The organism is Ornithinimicrobium sp. F0845 (genome assembly GCF_023015765.1).
Classification (GTDB): Bacteria; Actinomycetota; Actinomycetes; order Actinomycetales; family Dermatophilaceae; genus Ornithinicoccus.
The window spans coordinates 18,703-38,469 of sequence record NZ_JALKAL010000021.1 but is presented as its reverse complement, the minus strand read 5'-3'; the positions used below and the strand labels follow the sequence as shown (position 1 = coordinate 38,469).

17 protein-coding genes are annotated in these 19,767 nt (G+C 70.4%); 14 read left to right on the top strand and 3 right to left on the bottom strand.

From position 1 onward, the window contains the following. Positions 1 to 361: 361 nt before the first annotated feature. Entirely contained in the window at positions 362 to 1,618 is a 1,257-nt protein-coding gene (locus MWU75_RS19170) for an IS256 family transposase (protein ID WP_247093980.1), read from the top strand. Between the two features lie 1,124 nt (positions 1,619 to 2,742). Further along, a complete protein-coding gene (locus tag MWU75_RS19165; RefSeq protein WP_247093978.1) occupies positions 2,743 to 3,156 on the top strand; it encodes a hypothetical protein in 414 nt (137 codons plus the stop codon). Positions 3,157 to 3,533: 377 nt separating this feature from the next. On the opposite strand, the gene MWU75_RS20445 is transcribed toward MWU75_RS19165, so the two are convergent. Next, complete coding sequence (locus tag MWU75_RS20445) at positions 3,534 to 4,301, bottom strand: GNAT family N-acetyltransferase (RefSeq protein WP_247093976.1); 768 nt, start codon at positions 4,299 to 4,301, stop codon at positions 3,534 to 3,536. 34 nt (positions 4,302 to 4,335) lie between these two features. Here MWU75_RS20445 and MWU75_RS19155 point away from each other — a divergent pair, with 34 nt between their 5' ends. The 9 genes from MWU75_RS19155 (at position 4,336) to aroB (ending at position 15,046) form a co-directional block, all read left to right on the top strand. After that, on the top strand, positions 4,336 to 5,706 hold the full coding sequence (locus MWU75_RS19155; RefSeq protein WP_247093986.1) for a replication-associated recombination protein A: 1,371 nt from the start codon (positions 4,336 to 4,338) through the stop codon (positions 5,704 to 5,706). Positions 5,707 to 5,795: 89 nt separating this feature from the next. Then, positions 5,796 to 8,489 carry an alanine--tRNA ligase gene (gene alaS, locus MWU75_RS19150; RefSeq protein WP_247093974.1) on the top strand — a complete coding sequence of 898 codons (2,694 nt, stop codon included), beginning with the start codon at positions 5,796 to 5,798 and terminating at the stop codon, positions 8,487 to 8,489. Continuing rightward, positions 8,476 to 9,027 carry a Holliday junction resolvase RuvX gene (gene ruvX / locus MWU75_RS19145; protein WP_247093972.1) on the top strand — a complete coding sequence of 184 codons (552 nt, stop codon included), beginning with the start codon at positions 8,476 to 8,478 and terminating at the stop codon, positions 9,025 to 9,027. The genes alaS and ruvX overlap by 14 nt, the downstream gene beginning before the upstream one ends. Next, positions 9,024 to 10,367, top strand: coding sequence for an endolytic transglycosylase MltG (mltG, locus tag MWU75_RS19140; protein WP_247093971.1), 1,344 nt, complete (start codon positions 9,024 to 9,026; stop codon positions 10,365 to 10,367). Before ruvX ends, mltG begins: the two co-directional genes overlap by 4 nt. 3 nt (positions 10,368 to 10,370) lie before the next feature. Continuing rightward, positions 10,371 to 11,234 carry a shikimate dehydrogenase gene (locus tag MWU75_RS19135; RefSeq protein ID WP_247093969.1) on the top strand — a complete coding sequence of 288 codons (864 nt, stop codon included), beginning with the start codon at positions 10,371 to 10,373 and terminating at the stop codon, positions 11,232 to 11,234. Next, on the top strand, positions 11,231 to 11,980 hold the full coding sequence (locus MWU75_RS19130; RefSeq protein WP_247093967.1) for a prepilin peptidase: 750 nt from the start codon (positions 11,231 to 11,233) through the stop codon (positions 11,978 to 11,980). Before MWU75_RS19135 ends, MWU75_RS19130 begins: the two co-directional genes overlap by 4 nt. A 20-nt stretch (positions 11,981 to 12,000) precedes the next feature. Then, on the top strand, positions 12,001 to 13,263 hold the full coding sequence (aroC, locus tag MWU75_RS19125; protein WP_247093964.1) for a chorismate synthase: 1,263 nt from the start codon (positions 12,001 to 12,003) through the stop codon (positions 13,261 to 13,263). Continuing rightward, a complete protein-coding gene (locus MWU75_RS19120; RefSeq protein WP_247093963.1) occupies positions 13,260 to 13,847 on the top strand; it encodes a shikimate kinase in 588 nt (195 codons plus the stop codon). The genes aroC and MWU75_RS19120 overlap by 4 nt, the downstream gene beginning before the upstream one ends. Then, entirely contained in the window at positions 13,844 to 15,046 is a 1,203-nt protein-coding gene (aroB, locus tag MWU75_RS19115; RefSeq protein ID WP_247093961.1) for a 3-dehydroquinate synthase, read from the top strand. The genes MWU75_RS19120 and aroB overlap by 4 nt, the downstream gene beginning before the upstream one ends. A 42-nt stretch (positions 15,047 to 15,088) precedes the next feature. On the opposite strand, the gene MWU75_RS19110 is transcribed toward aroB, so the two are convergent. Both MWU75_RS19110 and MWU75_RS19105 read right to left on the bottom strand, forming a co-directional pair. Continuing rightward, complete coding sequence (locus MWU75_RS19110) at positions 15,089 to 16,411, bottom strand: hypothetical protein (protein WP_247093959.1); 1,323 nt, start codon at positions 16,409 to 16,411, stop codon at positions 15,089 to 15,091. Continuing rightward, on the bottom strand, positions 16,408 to 17,973 hold the full coding sequence (locus tag MWU75_RS19105; RefSeq protein ID WP_247093957.1) for an FMN-binding glutamate synthase family protein: 1,566 nt from the start codon (positions 17,971 to 17,973) through the stop codon (positions 16,408 to 16,410). Before MWU75_RS19105 ends, MWU75_RS19110 begins: the two co-directional genes overlap by 4 nt. 30 nt (positions 17,974 to 18,003) lie before the next feature. Here MWU75_RS19105 and MWU75_RS19100 point away from each other — a divergent pair, with 30 nt between their 5' ends. The 3 genes from MWU75_RS19100 (at position 18,004) to nusB (ending at position 19,548) form a co-directional block, all read left to right on the top strand. Continuing rightward, on the top strand, positions 18,004 to 18,450 hold the full coding sequence (locus tag MWU75_RS19100; RefSeq protein ID WP_247093955.1) for a type II 3-dehydroquinate dehydratase: 447 nt from the start codon (positions 18,004 to 18,006) through the stop codon (positions 18,448 to 18,450). Between the two features lie 113 nt (positions 18,451 to 18,563). After that, the gene (efp, locus tag MWU75_RS19095) at positions 18,564 to 19,127 is read left to right on the top strand and encodes an elongation factor P (protein ID WP_247093953.1); all 564 of its coding nucleotides are present in this window, start codon (positions 18,564 to 18,566) and stop codon (positions 19,125 to 19,127) included. Positions 19,128 to 19,134: 7 nt separating this feature from the next. Then, positions 19,135 to 19,548 (top strand): transcription antitermination factor NusB, encoded by a 414-nt coding sequence (gene nusB / locus MWU75_RS19090; protein ID WP_247093951.1) that lies wholly within the window; start codon positions 19,135 to 19,137, stop codon positions 19,546 to 19,548. Positions 19,549 to 19,767 lie beyond the last annotated feature (219 nt).

The following is a 19,767-nucleotide window of genomic DNA, read 5'->3' as shown; positions in this document are numbered from 1 at the left end:
GCTCGAGCACCTCCGCGGCTCCGCCCTCGGCTTCCGCAACCTCACCAACTACATCGCCAGAGCACTCCTGGAGACCGGCGGATTCAGACCCCAACTACACCCTGGATTGGGATGAGCCACTTTCCGTCGGTCAGAAAAGGTGCACATCGCTGTAGTTGAGGTATGTCCAGCACTTCGCCGGCACGCGCAGCGGTCGAGCGGTGCAACCGCTCGAGCTGTCCTCGATCACCACACCCTCAGTGGAGTCCACCAGAGTGGTGTACGACGACCACCGGTGAGCGTGTCCTGCTGAGGTAGGCGCGGCCACCGGGTGATCACTTCGAGTGAACCTTCCAAAGCACTCTCGAAGAGGAGCACCACGATGACCGCTGGACCCAGTATCGACCCCGAGGCCTTCTTGCACGAGCAGCTGGCCCAGGCCAGTCCCGACCTGATGCGGAAGATGCTGCAGACCTTCATCAACGCGTTGCTGTCCGCCGAGGCCGATGCCGTGTGCGGCGCCGAGTACGGAGCTAGGACCGCGGAGCGGACCAACCGCCGCAACGGGTACCGGCACCGCGACCTGGACACCCGGGTCGGCACCCTGGACGTGGCGATCCCCAAGCTGGCCGAGGGCAGCTACTTCCCCGAGTGGCTGCTGGAACGCCGCCGCCGCGCCGAGGCCGCGCTGATCACTGTGGTGGCCACCTGCTACCTGCTCGGGGTGTCTACCAGGCGGATGGACAAGCTGGTCACCGCGCTGGGCATCACCGGGTTGTCGAAGTCTCAGGTCTCGGTGATGGCCGCCGAGCTCGACGAGCAGGTCGAGTCGTTCCGGACCCGCCCGCTGGACGCCGGGCCGTACACGTTCGTGGCCGTCGACGCCCTGGTGCTGAAGGTCCGTGAGGGCGGGCGGGTGGTCAAGGTCTGCGCCCTGGTGGCCACCGGCGTGAACGCCGAGGGCTACCGGGAGATCCTGGGCGTCCAGGTCGCCACCGGTGAGACCACGGCCTCCTGGCTGGCGTTCTTCCGCGACCTGGTGGCCCGCGGCCTGACCAGCGCCGGCCAGGTCGCGATGGTCACCTCCGATGCCCACGCCGGGCTGGTGGAGGCCATCGGCGCCACGCTGACGGGCACCGCGTGGCAGCGGTGCCGCACGCACTACTCCGCGAACCTGATGAGCCAGACTCCCAAGAGCAGCTGGCCGTGGGTCAAGGCCATGCTGCACTCCATCTACGACCAGCCCGACGCCGCGAGCGTGCACGCCCAGTTCGACCGCGTCATCGAAGGCCTCACCGGCAAGCTGCCCACCGTCGCCACCCACCTGGAGGACGCCCGGGCTGACATCCTGGCCTTCACCGTCTTCCGCAAGGAGGTGTGGCGCCTGACCTGGTCTAACAACCCCCAGGAGCGGCTCAACCGCGAGATCCGCCGGCGCACCGACGTCGTGGGGATCTTGCCCCACCGCGAGGCCATCATCCGACTCGTCGGGGCCGTCCTGGCCGAGCAGCACGACGCCTGGGCCGAGCAACGCCGCTACATCGGGATCGAGGCCCTCGCCCGGTGCCGACACGCCCTCAACCCGACCCGCACCAACCCCGAGGAGCTGCCTGCTACAGTCCCAGCACTGACGACCTGAGGCCCCCTACCGAGGGATCACCGTCGTACACCACTCCACCGGACTTGACCTCACCCTCACGCAGTGTCAGCGCCGGAGCAGCACGATTCGCCATGCCCCATCTTCCCGAACCACCAACCGGTGAGGAACTAACGACACGCTGCGCTAGTGAGGTGATGAGAGGCTTGGATGTCAAGCACTCCTAGGAAGGGGCCGGTGATGGCGAAGGACCTGAACCCATCCGGCCAGCCCACCACGAGAACCAAAGCGGCCCGTTTCGCGACCAAAACCCATCTGAGGCATGCGACCCGTTTAGGCGAGCACTTTAGGTGAGTCTCGTCGGACTCTTGACAGGAAGCTCTCGCAGTAGCAGGATCGCTCACACCCGGAGGGAAGTGAACACCATGGGGTCGTTCAAGAATCGCCTTACTGCGACTGTTGTCTTATCGCTGCTGCTTTTCGGGGTGCGGCAACGTTCCCTACATCCGCGCAGGCTTTCTGTGCCTTCGGTACCGTAGGCTCGAACCTCAACATCACCGGGAACACTTACACCGCATCGCTGACCGTATACGAAAATGCACCCTTCAAACTCACCCTCGCCAATCCTGGGGGAGGACGTATGCCAGGCAGCGTTCCTGGCGTCACCTGGCGAGGCGGCTGGAACAACCCGCTCCCGATCAACGGGAATAAGGCGACAGTCTACCTGAACCCCACCTGGACATGGGGCACGAGCTTCAATCAGAGTGTGCCTCGCGCGGACACTGAGACAGTTGTTCTGCACGAGCTAGGTCACGCCCACGAGCTAGGTCACGCCCACGGGCTAGCGCACCCCTGGAGTTCATACTACTGCGCCGATGGTGGGGTGATGAGCGGTGCTGAGCAAATTGCGGTGATGAATGCTGATTTTGCTAACAAGCGAGTTCTCCGCTCGGACGACCTCGACGGCTTGAATGTGCTGTACTGAGAGGTGAGCCATGAGCAATCGACCGTGGAAACGTGCTGGGGCTGCAATTGCCGCGCTATCGCTGGTACTGGGAGGGTGCTCCTCTCAGGGGGAGGCCGCTCCGACTCCGGGTCAGCCTGTCGAGGACTCTCACTCTGACGGGTGGGGAGGGTATCGACCGCCCTGGGCACTAGAGGACATGGTGAGCTTTCCCAACCAGCAGACAGTCCTAGGAGTCGTAAAACAACACGGTCGCCCTGTCGAAGTGCCAGTAGACGGCGCGGGCCCGCTCACCTGGATACCCGTGGTCATCGAGGTCGAAGACGCAAGCCCTGCCCTCGTCAGCAACGAGTTCGTCGCAAGTCTGGTCACGTCCATAGAAGGCCACCCCGACCTCGCAGGCATTCCTGTTGGAACCCGGATCCTCTATCTGGGTGATTCCATGACCACGGACGCTGGCGGTAATGTCGGTGGCACTGCCAGTTGGGTACTCACCGTGGCCAACGACGGCGCGCTCGGAGCCACCTACCACCGCGACGAGGTAAACGGAAACCTTCTTGAGGTAGCTCCAGAACTGGGACTTGTCAAGGCGGCGGACATCTTGAACAACCACTGACCCGGATCCACGAGTAGTGGGTGGGTCGTCCCGCGTGGCTAAGCACAGATGTCCTCTGGCCCGGGAAGATATGTATTGTCGAAGTTCGCAAGTCGCGAAGCTGGAGGGCATCTGTTCGATGACAACAATACGTGGTCGCAGCAGGGCGGGAAGAGGTCGCGGCGGGCGCGCCGTCGACGGGTGCGGATCGGGGCTCCCGATCCGCGGCTGACGCCGGCCGCGGGTATCGAAGCGGTTCGGGAGACGGTGCAGGTGCTGGGCCTGACAGACGCACTGGAGGAGCATGTCGGGAGAGTCGAGTCCCGGACCGGGGTTTACGGGGCCGGGCAGCTGCTGACTGACGGGCCCCAGGCTGGCATGGGCCGTGTCGCGTGATGTCACGCGAGGGTACGGGAGTGCCAGGCGTAGGCCGTCCGGTAGCCCAGCGCGGTGTAGATGGCGCGAGCGGACGGGTTCGCGGAGTACATCCCCAGTGTGCAGACCCCGTGCTCGGCGAGCGCGGCTCGGGTGAGCCCGGCTGTGACGGCGCGCCCGAGCCCGAGGCCTCGGTGATCCGTGTGCGTCACGATCCCAGCCAGGTGCGGGACGCCGTTCTCCAGGGACTGCATCGCCCCGGCCGCGAGCAGCTCACCGCCCGCCGAGCGGATCCCGAGCCACAGCCTCGTCCGGCCGGTCCCGGGATCGCCCTCCCCGGTCGGGCTGTGCGCCGTCGCCAGCGCGGCCAGCTCCGCTGCGTCGGCGCTGTCGTCGAGGACCACGAGAGCCTCCTCTTGGGGGATGCTGGGCGGGTCCTGCGTCGTCCACATCCAGTCCCACTCCCCGCCGGAGCCGAGGTCGAAGGTCTCAGCCAGCTGATCGGCATACTCCTGGGGCAGGGAGATGCCCGCGGTCCCCAGCTCGGCTACGCGGCCTCGCAGCTGCTCCAGCAGGGCCCTGATCTGTGCGGCGCCACCCCCGGAGTGCGGGAAGACCCACAGGCCGCGACCGCGGCGTCCGATCCGCTCGACCGCCACGGCGCCGTCGTTGGCCAGCACCCGGCCGTAGAGGGGGTCGGGGATGCCCCACCGGACGAAGGGGTCCCCGTCGGCGAGCTCAAGGAGGGCGGCGTGTGAGGAGATCGTGCGTAGGGCTGCGTGCGGGGCCACGGCGGCAGGTTAGCCTGCCGGGGTGACCGGTTCCGTGGGTGATGACCTGTTTGCCCAGCAGGCCGAGGACGTGGGCGCAGGCGACCTGCAGCCGCCCCTGGCCGTCCGGATGCGTCCCCGCACCATCGGGGAGGTGCGCGGGCAGTCCGACGTGCTGCGGCCCGGCAGCCCGCTGCGGCGCCTCATCGAGGGCCACGCCGGGGCGGCCGGACCCTTGTCCGCGATCCTCTGGGGCCCGCCCGGCACGGGCAAGACCACCCTCGCGCACCTGGTCGCGCAGGCCGCGGGACGCACCTTCGTCGAGCTCTCCGCCGTCACGGCAGGGGTGAAGGACGTCCGGGCCGTCATGGAGCAGGCCACCCGGGAGCGCAGCCTCTACGGCCGGCAGACCGTGCTCTTCCTCGACGAGATCCACCGCTTCAGCAAGGCCCAGCAGGACGCCCTGCTGCCGGGGGTGGAGAACCGCCTGGTCATCCTCGTGGCCGCGACGACGGAGAACCCGTCCTTCAGCGTCATCGCGCCGCTGCTGTCCCGCTCGATGCTCATCCGGCTGACCTCCCTGGACGAGGAGCAGGTGGGGGAGGTCGTCGACCAGGCGCTGACCGACGAGCGCGGCCTGGACGGGGCCTTCGAGCTGGCCCCGGAGGCCCGGGACCACATCATCCGGATCGCGGGCGGTGACGCCCGGCGCGCCCTCACCACGCTGGAGGCCGCGGCCGGTGTCGCGCTCGACGGCGTGCCCGCGGGGCGGGAGGGCGAGGTCGTGGCCATCACCCTCGAGGTCGCCGAGCAGGCGGTGGACCAGGCGGCCGTGCGCTACGACCGGGCCGGCGACCAGCACTACGACGTCGCCAGCGCGTTCATCAAGTCGATGCGAGGCAGCGACGTGGACGCGGCGCTGCACTATCTCGCGCGGCAGCTGGAGGCGGGGGAGGACCCGAGGTTCATCGCCCGGCGGATCGTGATCGCCGCCAGCGAGGATGTCGGGATGGGCGACCCGACCGCGCTACAGACCGCCGTGGCCGCGATGCACGCTGTCGCCCAGATCGGGATGCCCGAGGCCCGGATCATCCTGGCCCAGGCCGTCGTCCACAACGCGCTCGCGCCCAAGTCCAACGCGGCATACTCCGGCATCAACGCCGCCATCGCCGACGTCCGGGCCGGGCGCGGGGGCGCGGTGCCGGCCCACCTGCGGGGGAGCGGGTATGCCGGTGCCGAGCGGCTCGGGCACGGTGCCGGCTACCGCTACAGCCACGACGAGCCCAACGGTGTCGGACCACAGCAGTTCCTGCCGGACGACCTCGCGGACGCCGACTACTACCATCCGACCGGACGCGGCTGGGAGGAGCGGCTCGGTCCCCGGTGGCGTGAGCTGCGGGCCATCATCCGGGGCACCACTCCCTGACCCGTGACCAACGGGCGGCAGCCGTCGATGACGGTTGTCGTGGTGTGAGCCAGATAGAGTGAAACGTCCCCTGAATCGACGAGGAGCCCATGCAGACCGCCGAGATCCGCCGCCGCTGGCTGGCCTTTTTCGAAGGCACCGGCCACACCGTGGTGCCCAGCGCCCCCCTGGTGTATGACGACCCAAACCTGTTGTTCGTCAACGCCGGCATGGTCCCGTTCAAGCCGTACTTCCTGGGGCAGCAGACGCCGCCGTGGCCGCGGGCCACCTCGGTGCAGAAGTGCGTGCGGACCCTCGACATCGAGGAGGTCGGCAAGACCACCCGGCACGGCACGTTCTTCCAGATGAACGGCAACTTCTCCTTCGGTGACTACTTCAAGGCGGGGGCGATCGAGCACGCCTGGAAGCTGGTCACCGGCTCGCAGGGCGAGGGTGGTCTCGGGTTCGACCCGGACAAGATCTGGGTCACCGTGCTCGGGCCCGGGCTCCTGCCGCACCTGCCGGACGGCGACGAGGAGGCCGCCGCGCTGTGGCGGGAGATCGCCGGCCTGCCGGACGAGCGCATCCAGCGCCGCGGCGTGGAGGACAACTACTGGCACATGGGCGTGCCCGGTCCGGCCGGTCCGTGCAGCGAGATCTACGTCGACCGCGGCCCGGAGTACGGACCCGAGGGTGGCCCCCTCGTCGACGAGGAGCGCTTCCTGGAGATCTGGAACCTGGTCTTCATGCAGGAGGAGCTCAGCGCGGTGCGGGCCAAGGCCGACTTCGACGTGGCCCGCGAGCTGCCCAGCAAGAACATCGACACCGGGATGGGCATGGAGCGGGTGGCCTACCTGCTGCAGGGCGTCGACAACCTCTACGAGATCGACGAGGTCTACCCCGTCATCGAGCGTGCCGAGGAGCTGTCCGGCCGTTCCTACGGCGGCCAGAGCGGCGACGACGTGCAGTTCCGCGTCGTCGCAGACCACGTGCGGTCCGGGCTGATGCTCATGTCCGACGGCGTGACGCCGGGCAACGAGGGCCGTGGCTACGTGCTGCGACGGCTGCTGCGCCGCGCGGTCCGCTCCATGCGGCTGCTGGGGGTCCAGGACCCCTCTCTCCCGGAGCTGCTGCCGGTCAGCAAGGACGTGATGAAGGCGTCCTACCCCGAGCTGGAGGCCGACTTCGGCCGGATCAGCCAGATCGCCTACGCCGAGGAGGAGGCCTTCCGCCGCACCCTCGCCGCCGGCACCACCATCCTTGACCTGGCGGTGGGTCGGGCCAAAGAGGAAGGGCAGACCAAGCTCCCTGGTGACCAGGCGTTCGCGCTGCACGACACCTACGGCTTCCCGATCGACCTCACCCTGGAGATGGCCGCCGAACAGGGCCTGGAGGTCGACCGCGAGGGCTTCACCCGGCTGATGACCGAGCAGCGCGAGCGCGCCAAGGCCGACGCCAAGGCCAAGAAGTCCGGCCACGTCTCCACCGAGGTGTGGCGCGAGCTGCGCGACCAGGGCTCGACCGACTTCCTCGCCTACGAGACGCTGACGGCCGAGGCCTCCGTGCGCGGTCTCGTCGTTGACGGCCAGCGGGTCCAGTCGTTGAGCCAGGGCCAGCGGGGCCAGCTGGTGCTGGACCGCACCCCCTTCTATGCCGAGTCCGGTGGCCAGATCGCCGACGAGGGCACCATCGAGACCGCCTCCGGGGCCGTGCTCCGGGTGCGGGACGTGCAGCGTCCCGTCAAGGGCCTGATCGTGCACACCGTCGATGTCGAGTCCGGGGAGTTCCTCGAGGGTGCCGAGGTCAGCGCCCAGGTCGACCCGGAGTGGCGGGTCCAGGCCTGTCAGGCGCACTCCGGCACCCACGTGGTGCACGCGGCGCTGCGCCAGGTGCTGGGCCCGACGGCTCTGCAGAGCGGCTCCTATAACAAGCCCGGCTACCTGCGCCTGGACTTCGCCTGGAACTCCTCCCTGTCGGCGGAGACCAGGTCCGAGATCGAGGAGGTGGCCAACCTGGCGCTCCGTCAGGACCTGCCGGTGGCCGCCGCCTACATGACCCTGCCGGAGGCCCGCGCCGCCGGCGCGCTCGCGCTGTTCGGCGAGACGTATGACGAGCAGGTGCGGGTTGTCGAGATCGGCGGCCCGTGGTCCCGCGAGCTCTGCGGCGGGACGCACGTGCGGCACTCGAGCCAGATCGGCGCGCTCACCCTGACCGGTGAGTCCTCCGTCGGCTCGGGTTCGCGCCGCCTCGAGGCACTCGTGGGTCTGGACGCCCTGCACTACCTGGGGCGCGAGCGTGCCCTGGTCAGCGAGCTGTCCAGCCTGGTCGGTGCGCGCCCTGAGCACCTCACCGACAAGATCGGGCAGCTCCTGGCGCGGCTCAAGGAGGCCGAGAAGGAGATCGCCGGCATGCGTCAGGCGGCCGTGATGTCGGACGCCGCCGCGCTCGTGGCCTCGGCCAAGGACGTCAACGGCGTCACCTGGCTCGGGCACGACGCCGGCTCCGGCGTGGCGGGGGACGACCTGCGCCGGCTGGTGACCGACCTGCGCGGCCGGCTCGGCGAGGAGCGGCCGGCCATCGTGGCCGCAGCGTCGGCGGTCAACGACCGACCGGTGGTCGTGGTGGCGACGAACGGGTCGGCACGCGACCGCGGCTTCAAGGCCGGTCAGCTGGTCAAGGTGGCCGCCCAGGTGCTGGGCGGCAACGGTGGCGGGAAGGACGACCTGGCCCAGGGTGGGGGAAAGGACGCTTCGCAGATCGCGGAGGCCCTCACACGGATCGAGCAGGCCGTTGGGCAGGGATGACCTCCGCGACGACACCGCACCGCGTCTGAGGCCGGGCGCTCGGCTCGGCGTCGACGTCGGCGAGGCCCGCGTGGGTCTTGCGGCCTGCGACCCGGCGGGCATCCTGGCCACGCCCGTGGCCACGCTCCGGCGTGATCATGAGCACCTGAGCGAGATGGACGAGATCGTCGCCCAGGCCCGCGAGCGGGCGGTGATCGAGGTCGTCGTGGGCCTGCCGCGCAGCCTCTCCGGAGCCGAGGGTGTGGCTGCCCGGGCGATCCGCGGCTACGCTACTGCGTTGCACCGCCGCCTCGGCGGGATCCCGGTGCGACTGGTCGACGAGCGACTGTCCACCGTGGACGCGCACCGGTCCCTGCACTCCAGCGGGGTCCCCGGCCGCGAGCACCGTGCGCGTGTCGACCAGGCGGCGGCGGTCGTCATACTGCAGGCTGCACTGGACACTGAAAGAAACACCGGTGGCCCCGCCGGTGAGGCCCTCGGGGGCCGTAAGCCACGGACGAAGCGGTCCGCGACGACGAGCGAAGGAACCCAACCATGAGCCGACCCCCGGCGGACGATTGGGCAGGCGCACACCAGCACCCCTCCGGGGAGCGGGCCGGCACCCACGGCCGGCACCCTGATGACCTGCACCACGACCTGCATGGCGAGGACCCGCACGTCGACGAACTGCCTGGCGACGACGTGCACGACTACTACGGCGACGCAGCGCACGACTACGCCGCCGAGGAGCACGACCACTCCCTGGCCGACGACGTGCTGTCCGAGGCGCGGCCGGAGGACGAGCAGATGTTCCGGCCGCGGCGGCGCAGGAAGCGCAACCCGTTCCTGCGCATCGGCGCGATCCTGGTCGCCGCGATCGTGGTGGGCGTGGGTGGCTGGATGGGGTTCAACGCCGTCCGGGGCATGATCCCGGACCTGGAGTTCGGCTCCTCGGCCCCCGAGGACTTCGAGGGCACCGGCAGCGGCGAGGTCACGATCGAGATCCCGGAGGGTGCGGGCGGGGCGCAGATCGGGCAGATCCTCTACGACGCGGGTGTCGTGGCCTCCGTGGAGGCGTTCTCCAACACCGCCGCCGCGGACCAGCGCTCGACGAGCATCCAGCCCGGCACCTACCTGATGTCGGAGCAGATGAGCGCGGCGGCGGCCCTGGACCGGCTCGTGGACCCTGACGCGCGCCAGCGCACGGGCGTGACGATCCGCGAGGGGCTGTGGCGGGACGAGGTCTTCGCCGTGCTGGCCGATGCCACGGGCAACGAGATCGAGGAGTACGAGGCGGTCGACCCGGCGTCCCTGGACCTGCCCGAGGCCGCCAACGGCCAGCTCGAGGGATATCTCTTCCCCGACACCTACGAGTTCAGCCCGACCTCGACGCCCGAGGAGCAGCTGCAGGCGATGATCGACCTCGGGGCGCGTCGCTACGAGGAGCTCGGGCTCGCCGACGCGGACATGCAGGAGATCATCATCAAGGCCAGCATCGTGCAGGCCGAGGGGATGTTCGCCGAGGACCTGCCCAAGATCGCCAGGGTCATGGAGAACCGCCTGGCCGGTGACTCCGAGACCAACGGCCACCTCCAGATGGACTCCACGATCCACTTCATCTACCAGGAGCGCGGCAGGGCGGGCACGACCGAGGAGCAGCGGGCCAACGAGAGCCCCTACAACACCTACCTCCACCCCGGTCTGCCGCCGGGTCCCATCAACAGCCCGGGCGCGTTGGCCATCGAGGCGGCGATGAACCCGGCGGAGGGTGACTGGCTCTACTTCGTGACCGTCAACCCCTCGACCGGGGAGACGGTGTTCACCAACAGCCTGGAGGAGCACAACAGGGCGTCCGAGGAGTTCCAGCAGTGGTGCCGGGACAACCCTGACAGCTGCTGACCGGTGAGCCGGCACGCCGGCGTGGTGGGCTCACCCATCGCGCACTCGATGTCCCCGGTCCTGCACCGGGCCGCCTACGACGCGCTCGGTCTGAGGGACTGGACCTTCTACAAGGACCAGGTCGGGGCCGGTGACCTCGCGGCCTATGTCGCGCGTCTTCCGGACGACTGGGTCGGCCTGGCGGTGACCATGCCCCTCAAGGAGGAGGCGCTGGCCCTGGGCAGCGTGGTCGGCGAGGAGGCCGCGCTCGTCGGCGGTGCCAACACCCTGACCCGCACGGACGACGGTTGGCGCGCGGACAACACCGACGTCCACGGGCTCCAGCAGGCCCTGCAGGACGCTGGCCTGCGCCCGACACCCTCGGCCGTCGTCGTGGGCTCCGGCGCCACGGCGCGCTCGGCCCTGCTGGCCCTGAGCCGGTTCGGGGTGCGTGAGGTGTGCCTGGTCGTGCGCGACCGGGCGCGACCGGGCGCGGTCGCGCTGGGGGAGCGTCTCGGGATGGCCGTGACCACCAGCCGGTATGCCGACGGGCCGGCTGCCTGGGGCGCGCCCGGTGTGGTGCTGAGCACCGTGCCAAGCGGGGCGACCCCGGCTGTGGACGGCTGGGCGCTGCCGGTCGGTGCGGTGGTGTTTGATGTGGTGTATGCCGGGTGGCCGACTCCGTGGGCGATGCACTGGCGGGTAGGTGACGTGCGGGTGACGAGGGGCGATGGGATGTTGTTGCACCAGGCAGTGCAGCAGGTGCGGCTGATGACCGGGCGTGAGGCCCCGGTGGAGGCGATGTCGGCAGCGCTGGCGGCGAGCCTGGGGGCCGCGAGCCCGGGGGCCGCGAGCCTGGGGTCCACGAGCCCGGGGTCCGCACGGTGACGATCGAGACCGTGCCCTGGCTGATGGCAGGGGTGGGTGCGCTCGTCGGGATTCCCGTCGCACGGTGGTTGCGGTGGGTCACCTACCGCAAGCCTGACGAGGTGGACCTGCCGCTGCCGGGGTCGCGGTGGTGGGTGGTCCCGATCCTGGCGGTGTCCTGGTGGGTGCTGACCTGGCGGGTGCTGGTGGCCGACGCCGCCCAACCCGGCGGCGGTGATCCGGGGGCCGACTCGCCGCACGCCTGGGTAGTCCAGACCATCGTGCTGGCCACCTTCCTGGTCGTCTCGCTCTCGTGTGTCTGCCTGGCCGCGATGGACTTCGACGTGCACCGACTGCCGGACCGGCTGATGTGGCCCTCGATGGGAGTGATGCTGCTCGGCTTCCTGGCGGCCGGCATCGTGGCAGCGGCGTGGGGAGACATGCTGCGGGTCGTCCTCGCCGGGCTCGCGTGCAGCCTCGGCTACCTCGCGCTGGCCCTGCTCTCCCTCGCCCGCGGGTCCCTGGCGGTGGGCCTGGGCGACGTGAAGCTGGCCGGGCTCCTCGGGATGGGGCTCGGCTGGTTCGGCTGGCAGACCGTCCTGGTCGGGATGTATGCCGGGTTCCTGGCGGGCGGCGTGTTCGCGATCTACCTGCTGGTGACCCGCAAGACCGACCGGCACGGACACCTGGCCTACGGTCCGCCCATGATGGTCGGGGCGGTCGTGGCGCTGCTCGTCTCTCCGGGTGCCCTCGGCAGCCTGTTCTGACGCGTGACAAGATGCCAGCCATGCTGCGCTGGCTGACTGCCGGTGAGTCGCACGGTCCCGCGCTCACCGCGATGCTCGAGGGACTCCCCGCCGGGGTGCGGGTCGACCGTGAGGCCGTGGAGGGTGCACTCGCGCGCCGACGGCTCGGCTACGGCCGCGGTGCCCGGATGAAGTTCGAGGCCGACCAGCTGTCCTTCCTCGGGGGCATGCGGCACGGCATGACGCTCGGCAGCCCCGTCGCCCTGCAGATCGCGAACTCCGAGTGGGCCAAGTGGACCGCGGTGATGAACCCCGAGCCGGTGGACGCCGGTGACCTCGAGCGGGCGAGCGACGTGGGCGCGCCGCAGGAGATCGCGCGCAACAAGGCCCTGACTCGGCCCCGGCCCGGCCACGCCGACCTCGTCGGCATGCAGAAGTACGGCTTCGACGAGGCACGTCCTGTGCTGGAGCGGGCCAGCGCCCGGGAGACCGCTGCACGGGTGGCGCTCGGTGCCGTGGCGGCCGCCTTCCTGGAGCAGGCCGCCGGCATCCGCCTGGTCAGCCACACGGTCGCGATCGGCTCGGTGTCCGGCACGTCCGACGACCGGGACGCCCCGGACGAGGTCAGCCTGCCCCGGCCGGAGGACGTCGCACGGCTCGACGCGGACCCCGTGCGCACCCTCGATGCCGAGCTGTCGGCCGCCATGGTGGCCGAGATCGACGCCGCGAAGAAGGACGGCGACACCCTCGGCGGCGTCGTCGAGGTGCTGGCCTGGGGCCTGCCGCCCGGACTCGGGTCCTACACGCACTGGGACAGGCGGCTCGACTCGCGGCTGGCGGGAGCGCTCATGGGGATCCAGGCGATCAAGGGGGTGGAGCTCGGCGAGGGTTTCCGCACCGCCTCCCGCCGCGGCAGCCAGTCCCACGACGAGATCGTGCGCGACGAGGCGGGCAGGGTCCGTCGGCAGACACTGCGCTCGGGTGGCACCGAGGGGGGCATGAGCACCGGGGAGGTGCTCCGGGTCCGCGCGGCGATGAAACCGATCAGCACCGTCCCACGCGCCCTCCAGACCATTGACGTCGCCACCGGTGAGCCGGCGACCGCGATCCACCAGCGGTCCGACGTGTGCGCGGTGCCGGCGGCCGGGGTGGTCGCCGAGGCCATGCTGGCCCTGGTGCTCGCGGATGCCGTGCTGGAGAAGTTCGGCGGCGACTCCGTGGCCGAGGTTCGGCGCAACCTGGGCGCCTACCTGGCCGCCATCCCGCGGTTGATGGGCGGTCCCGAGGGCGAGGACGGGGCATGACGCCGGAGCGGCCCGGTGCGGAGCAACGACCCCGCCCGGAGGAACGACCCCGCCCGGAGGAACGACCCAGCGCGGCCGAACGACCCCGCGCAGTCCTCGTCGGCCCGCCGGGCGCCGGCAAGTCCACCGTCGGCGCGCTGCTGGCCGACCGCTGGGGCACCGCGTTCCGGGACACGGACGCCCTGATCGAGCAGGATCAGGACCGGACGGTCTCCGACATCTTCGTCGACGACGGCGAGGCGGGGTTCCGCGCGATCGAACGGACGACGGTGCTCGCCGCCCTCGCCAGCGGAGGAGGCGTCCTGGCCCTCGGTGGCGGCGCCGTGCTCGACCCGGACGTCCAGGAGGCACTGGCAGGACACCGGGTCGTCTTCCTCGACGTCGCAATCGCGGACGCCTCCAAACGCGTCGGGTTCGACGGGTCTCGCCCGTTGCTCGCGGTCAACCCCCGGGCCTCCTGGACCCGCCTGATGAAGGCCCGACGTCCAACCTACGAGGCGGTGAGCACCGTCCGGGTGGACACCGCCGGGCGCACCCCCGATGAGGTCGTGGAGGCCGTCGTGGCCGAGCTGGGGGAGTCATGACCTCGCCTCAGGAGGACTCGCTGTCGGGTGACGGGCTTGCCAGGCCCGACGTCGACACCGGATCGTCGGCGACCTTGCCCCGACCATCTACTCCTTCGGTCGATGCCCAGCACGACAACGTGCCTGGTGGTGCTTCTGGCGACATCATCTCGGTGGGTGACCGCTACGAGGTCCACGTCGGTCCCGGCGCCCTCTCCCAGCTCACCCGGTGGGTGCCGGCGGGACGTCGAGTGATGGTCATCCACCAGCCCGGCCGGGACGCTCTCGTGGGCGAGGTGACTGACCTGGTCAAGGGTGCCGGGGGGCAGCCGTTCAGCCACGAGGTCCCGGACGCCGAGGCCGCCAAGGACGTCACGGTCCTGGCCGGAGCCTGGGCGGCGCTGGGAAGGGCCGGGTTCACGCGCGACGACCTCATCGTCGGGGTGGGCGGGGGAGCGGCGACCGACCTGGCGGGCTTCGTGGCCGCGTCCTGGTTGCGGGGCGTCGACGTGGTCCAGCTGCCTACCTCACTGCTCGGCGTCGTCGACGCTGCCGTGGGCGGCAAGACCGGCATCAACACGGCCGAGGGGAAGAACCTGGTCGGTGCCTTCCACGAGCCGCAGGCGGTGTTGTGCGACCCGGCCTGGATGGCCTCCATGCCACGCCCCGACCTGGTCTCCGGTCTCGCCGAGGTGATCAAGTGCGGCTTCATCGCCGACCCGGTGATCCTGGACCGCATCGAGGACGATCCGGCCGCAGCCTGCGACCCCGGTGCCCCGGTGATGACAGAACTGATCGCCCGGGCGGTGCGGGTCAAGGCCGAGGTCGTCGAGAACGACCTGAAGGAGGCCGGGATCCGGGAGATCCTCAACTACGGCCACACCTTCGCCCACGCGATCGAGCAGGTCGAGGACTATCGCTGGCGCCACGGGGACGCGGTCGCGGTGGGCATGGTGTTCGCGGCCGAGCTGGCTGTCCGTGCCGCGGTGCTCGACCCAGCGGTGCTCGCACGGCACCGGGCGGTCCTGGAGTCCGTCGGGTTGCCGACGACCTATGCCGGAGCCGGGTGGGACCAGTTGCGGGCGGCGATGGCCCGGGACAAGAAGGCGCGCGGTGCGACGCTGCGGTTCATCGTGCTCACCGGCGTGGGGTCGACCCAGCGGCTGCAAGGGCCCGACGAGGAGTTGCTCATGGCGGCGTTCCGCGCCATCCAGCCCTGACCTGGTGTCGGTCCACCCAGAGGAGCAGCCGCTCTCGCCACCTCACACGCCCTGCGCCGACTCCACCCAGTGCTGGGCCAGCGTCAGGCGGCGCGAGGTCTCCACCGGCCAGCCGTCCTGCTGCACCCGGAACGGGCCAGCCGCCAGACCGAGGATCCGGGCGGCCGCCCTCAGGCGCAGGTCCCGCGGGTCCAGGGTGGTCTCCCAGCGCTGCTGCAGCGCCGTGGCGTAGGCCGCGACCCGGTCGGGCTGGGAGGAGATCGTGTGCCAGACGGCGAGGTGACCCAGCATCGTGCCGGGGTCGTCGCCGGGCCGCGCCACCCCCAGGGTGTCGACGTCGAGCAGGCCGCTCACCATCCCGTCCTCGACCAGCAGCTGGGCCTCGTGGTAGTCGCCGTGCGCGGGCACCCGCTCCATCACGTCGTCCGTGCCGATGCTGGCCTCGAGCCAGTCGATCCGCTCCCGTTCCATCGGCAGCAGGTGGCGCAGCAGCTCGGCCATCCGGGGCACGGCATCGATCGCGGAGTGGACGGTCGCGGCCCGGTCCAGGTGCGGCAGCGTCCCCGGGATCCCGGCGATCACGTCGGGGTGCGGAAGGTGACCCCCGGGGTCCTCGAGGACGTCGCGGAGGGTCGCGCCCGACATACTGCGCATGGCCAGCAGACCCAGCTCCTCGTTGAGCCCGAGGGGCTCGGGCACCGGCAGTATGCCGTCCAGGCTCACGTGCCGCTGGTGCAGCGCCTTCAGGCGCCGCGGCTTGACCAGCTTGAGGTAGATCCTGTGGCCCGAGCCGGTGACCTCGATGACGGCACGGCGGGTGGGGCGGTAGGCGCGGAGCCGGGTGGCCGGGTCGGTGATCTGCCCGCCGAGGTCGGCGATCAGCGAGGCGGCCACCTCCGGTTGCAGGACGGCGGACAGGGACGGCAGGAACGGGTCCTCGGGCACCCGCCAGACGGCGACCCGCGCGTCGTCGGCGCCCACCACCGCGGCGCCCTCCGGTGCCTCGAGGGTGGTCCCGACGTAGGTGGCGCGGCCGGCCAGGGGACCGCCCTCGACGATCGCGTCCCACGACACCGTGGCGCTGCGACCCGGCCACCAGGTCACCTGGCTGACGGCTACGGCGGTCACGGTGCCCCCGGAGGCAGCGGCGATCGCGGCGAGCGGGCCGGGCACCTGGTCGGTGAGCAGGTCCGGCAGGGCCGGGAGCTCCGGGTCGGTCATGGAGGCCGTCCACTGCCGGTCGGTGAGCGGGACAGTCGTGCCCGGGTCGTGGGGGCCGGGGTCGTGGGTCCTGGAATGTGACGTCGGGTCGTTGGTCCTGGAATGGGACGTCGGGTCGTTGGTGTCCCGGTGGTGGCTGCTCATCGGGCCGTCGCCGACTTCGGTGCGCTGCCGCCACGGGAGGCGGTCCGCATGAGCCGCTCCAGCTCCGTGCGCTGACTGTCCGTGGGCACGGCCCAGCCTGTCTCGTAGCCCACCACCTCGCGCAACGGGGTGGCACTGCGGGTGCCGAGGAGGATCTCGATGTCGTCCGGACCGAGCAGCCCCGGGTGCACGACGCCGCACGCCTCGGCCAGCTTGAGCATCTCCCGGCGCCAGGCCCGCAGGTAGTTCGCCGCACGGTCGGCCTTGAGGGGCACGTCGATGCCGCGGGTGAGCCAGGGGTTCTGCGTCGCGACCCCGGTGGGGCAGTGGTCGTCGTGGCACCGCTGCGCCTGGATGCAGCCGATCGCCATCATCGCCTCGCGAGCGACGTAGACCATGTCGGCACCCAGGGCGAAGGCGACGGCCGCGTTGTCCGGGAGACCGAGCTTGCCCGCACCGATGAACACGACGTCGTCGGCCAGGCCGCGCCGGGCGAACTCGCGGTAGACGCGGGGGAACCCGAGCCGGAAGGGGAGGGCGACCGAGTCCGCGAAGGACAGGGGTGCGGCGCCGGTCCCGCCCTCGCCACCGTCGACCGTGATGAAGTCGACGCCCCGGTCGGTGGTGGCCATCTGCTCGGCCAGCTCCTCCCAGAAGGTGAGGTCACCGACCGCCGACTTGATCCCGACCGGCAGACCGGTCTCCTCGGCGATCATCTCGATCCAGTCGAGCATGCTGTCCACGTCGTGGAACTCGGCGTGCCGCGACGGGCTCGCGCAGTCCCGGTCCGTGCGGATGCCCCGGATCTCGGCGATCTCGTCGGTGATCTTGGCCTTGGGCAGCATGCCCCCGAGTCCGGGCTTGGCGCCCTGGCTCAGCTTGATCTCAATGGCCCGGACCGGCGCCGAGGCGACCAGCGCCTTCAACCGGGCCAGGCTGAACGCGCCGTCGACGTCGCGGCAGCCGAAGTAGGCCGTCCCGATCTGGTAGATGAGGTCCGCGCCCTGTCGATGGTGGGAGGCGATGCCTCCCTCGCCGGTGTTCTGCAGGGCGCCAGCCAGGGCGCACCCACGGTTCAGCGCCTGGACCGCCGGCCCGGACAGCGACCCGAAGCTCATGGCCGAGACGTTCACCACGGACTCGGGGCGGAAGGCGCGCCGACGCCCCCGGGCGGCGCCCATCACCTTGGCGCAGGGGACCACGTCGCGCTCGCCGGTGTGGGCCAGGGGACTGGGGGAGACCGGCGCGAACGTGCGGTGCTTCAGCACGGCATACCCCTCGTCGTTCTCCACGTCGTTGTCCGAGCCGAACCCGAAGTAGGGGTTCTCCAGCTTGGAGCTGGCGTAGATGAACCGCCGCTGGTCGCGGCTGAACGGCCGCTCCTCGTCGTTGTCGGTGACGATGTACTGCCGCAGCTCCGGCCCGATCTTCTCCAGCAGGTAGCGCGCGTGCCCGACCACCGGGAAGGTCCGCAGGATCGCGTGCTTGCGCTGCAGCAGGTCGTGGGTCGCCAGGGCGGCCAGACCCGCAGCGGGGATGGCGATGGCCTTCGTCCAACTCATGCCCGCCACTCTGCCCCATACGATGGCTCAATGTCCCGACGTGTCCTCGTCCTCAGCGGTCCGAACCTGGCAGCCCTGGGCAGCCGGGAGCCGGAGATCTACGGCACCCTCACCCTCGCGCAGGTCGAGGACCGGGTGCGGGAGTATGCCGAGTCGCTGGGTCTGAGCGCGCAGTGCCGGCAGACCGACGACGAGGCCGAGCTCATCGGGTGGCTGCACGAGGCGGCACGTGAGGGGTGGGACGTGGTCCTGAACCCGGCGGCCTTCACGCACTACTCGTATGCCGTGGGCGACGCCTGCGCGCACCTGGTCGGGATGGGCTCCCGCCTGGTGGAGGTGCACCTGTCCAACCCGGCCGCCCGGGAGACCTTCCGGCACGCCTCGGTGGTGGCACGGTCGGCCACCGGTACCATCGCCGGGTTCGGGGCGGACTCCTACCTGCTGGCGCTGCGGGCGCTCGCCGCCCCCGACTCCTGAGTCGTCATTACCGTTCGCCGTGGACGAGCCGTTAAACTGGCCGACGATCCCGAGCCCTCCTGCTGTGCCGTGTGCGCCGGGGCCGGCCCACTCGACATACGAAAGAGACACCTGTGGCAACCACGAACGACCTGAAGAACGGCCTCGTCCTGAACATGGACAACGGGCTCTGGCAGGTGCTGGAGTTCCAGCACGTCAAGCCCGGCAAGGGCCCGGCGTTCGTCCGGACCAAGCTCAAGAACGTGACCTCGGGCAAGATCATCGACAAGACCTTCAACGCCGGTACCAAGGTGGACACCGCCACCGTCGACCGCAGCGACATGGAGTACCTCTACAACGACGGCACCGACTTCATCTTCATGGACAGCAAGACCTACGAGCAGGTCCCGGTGTCCGCGGAGGTCATGGGCTCGGCAGCGGACTACCTGCTGGAGAACGGTCAGGCGATGATCGCCCAGCACGAGGGCACCGTCCTCTACATCGAGCTGCCCCCGAGCGTGGTCCTGGAGATCACCCACACCGAGCCGGGCCTGCAGGGCGACCGCTCCACCGGCGGCACCAAGCCGGCCACCCTCCAGACCGGTGCCGAGATCCAGGTGCCGCTGTTCCTGGAGGCGGGCACGAAGGTCAAGGTGGACACCCGCGACGGGTCCTACCTTGGCCGTGTGAACGACTGATCCGTTCGTGGCCGCACGCAGCAAGGCCCGGAAACGGGCGCTGGAGATCCTCTTCGAGGCCGAGGCCCGCGACCTGAACATCGGCCAGCTCCTGGCCGACCGGGTCGCCGCGCCCACCACGCAGCACCCGCTCCCGCAGTACACCGTGACCCTCGTCGAGGGTGTCCTGGCCCACTGGGGTGAGATCAACGAGGTCCTGGAGACCTACAGCCAGGGGTGGGCGCTGGACCGGATGCCCTCGGTCGACCGCGCCGCACTGCGCCTGGGCACCTGGGAGATCGTCTGGAACGACGAGGTCCCCGATCCGGTCGCGATCTCCGAAGCCGTCGAGCTGGTCCAGGGGATGTCGACCGACGAGTCCCCGAAGTTCGTCAACGGCCTGCTCGCGCGGGTCTCCGACGTGAAGGGGACCCTGGCCTGACCCGAGCGGGCGCAGGCTCCTGGACCGCCCGCCATACTCGTCCGACAAGAACCTGCGCATGGTCCTTCCGGATCTCTTGCCTGCATCCAGCAACCCTTGAGGCCAACGGCCGTGGGGCACATTTGACATTGACGCATGGGTCAACGTGCACACTGGTGTCTGTCGCCCTCAGCGGCGGCGATGCAGGAGGTCGCGACGACGGAGAACAGGAGGTGTGCG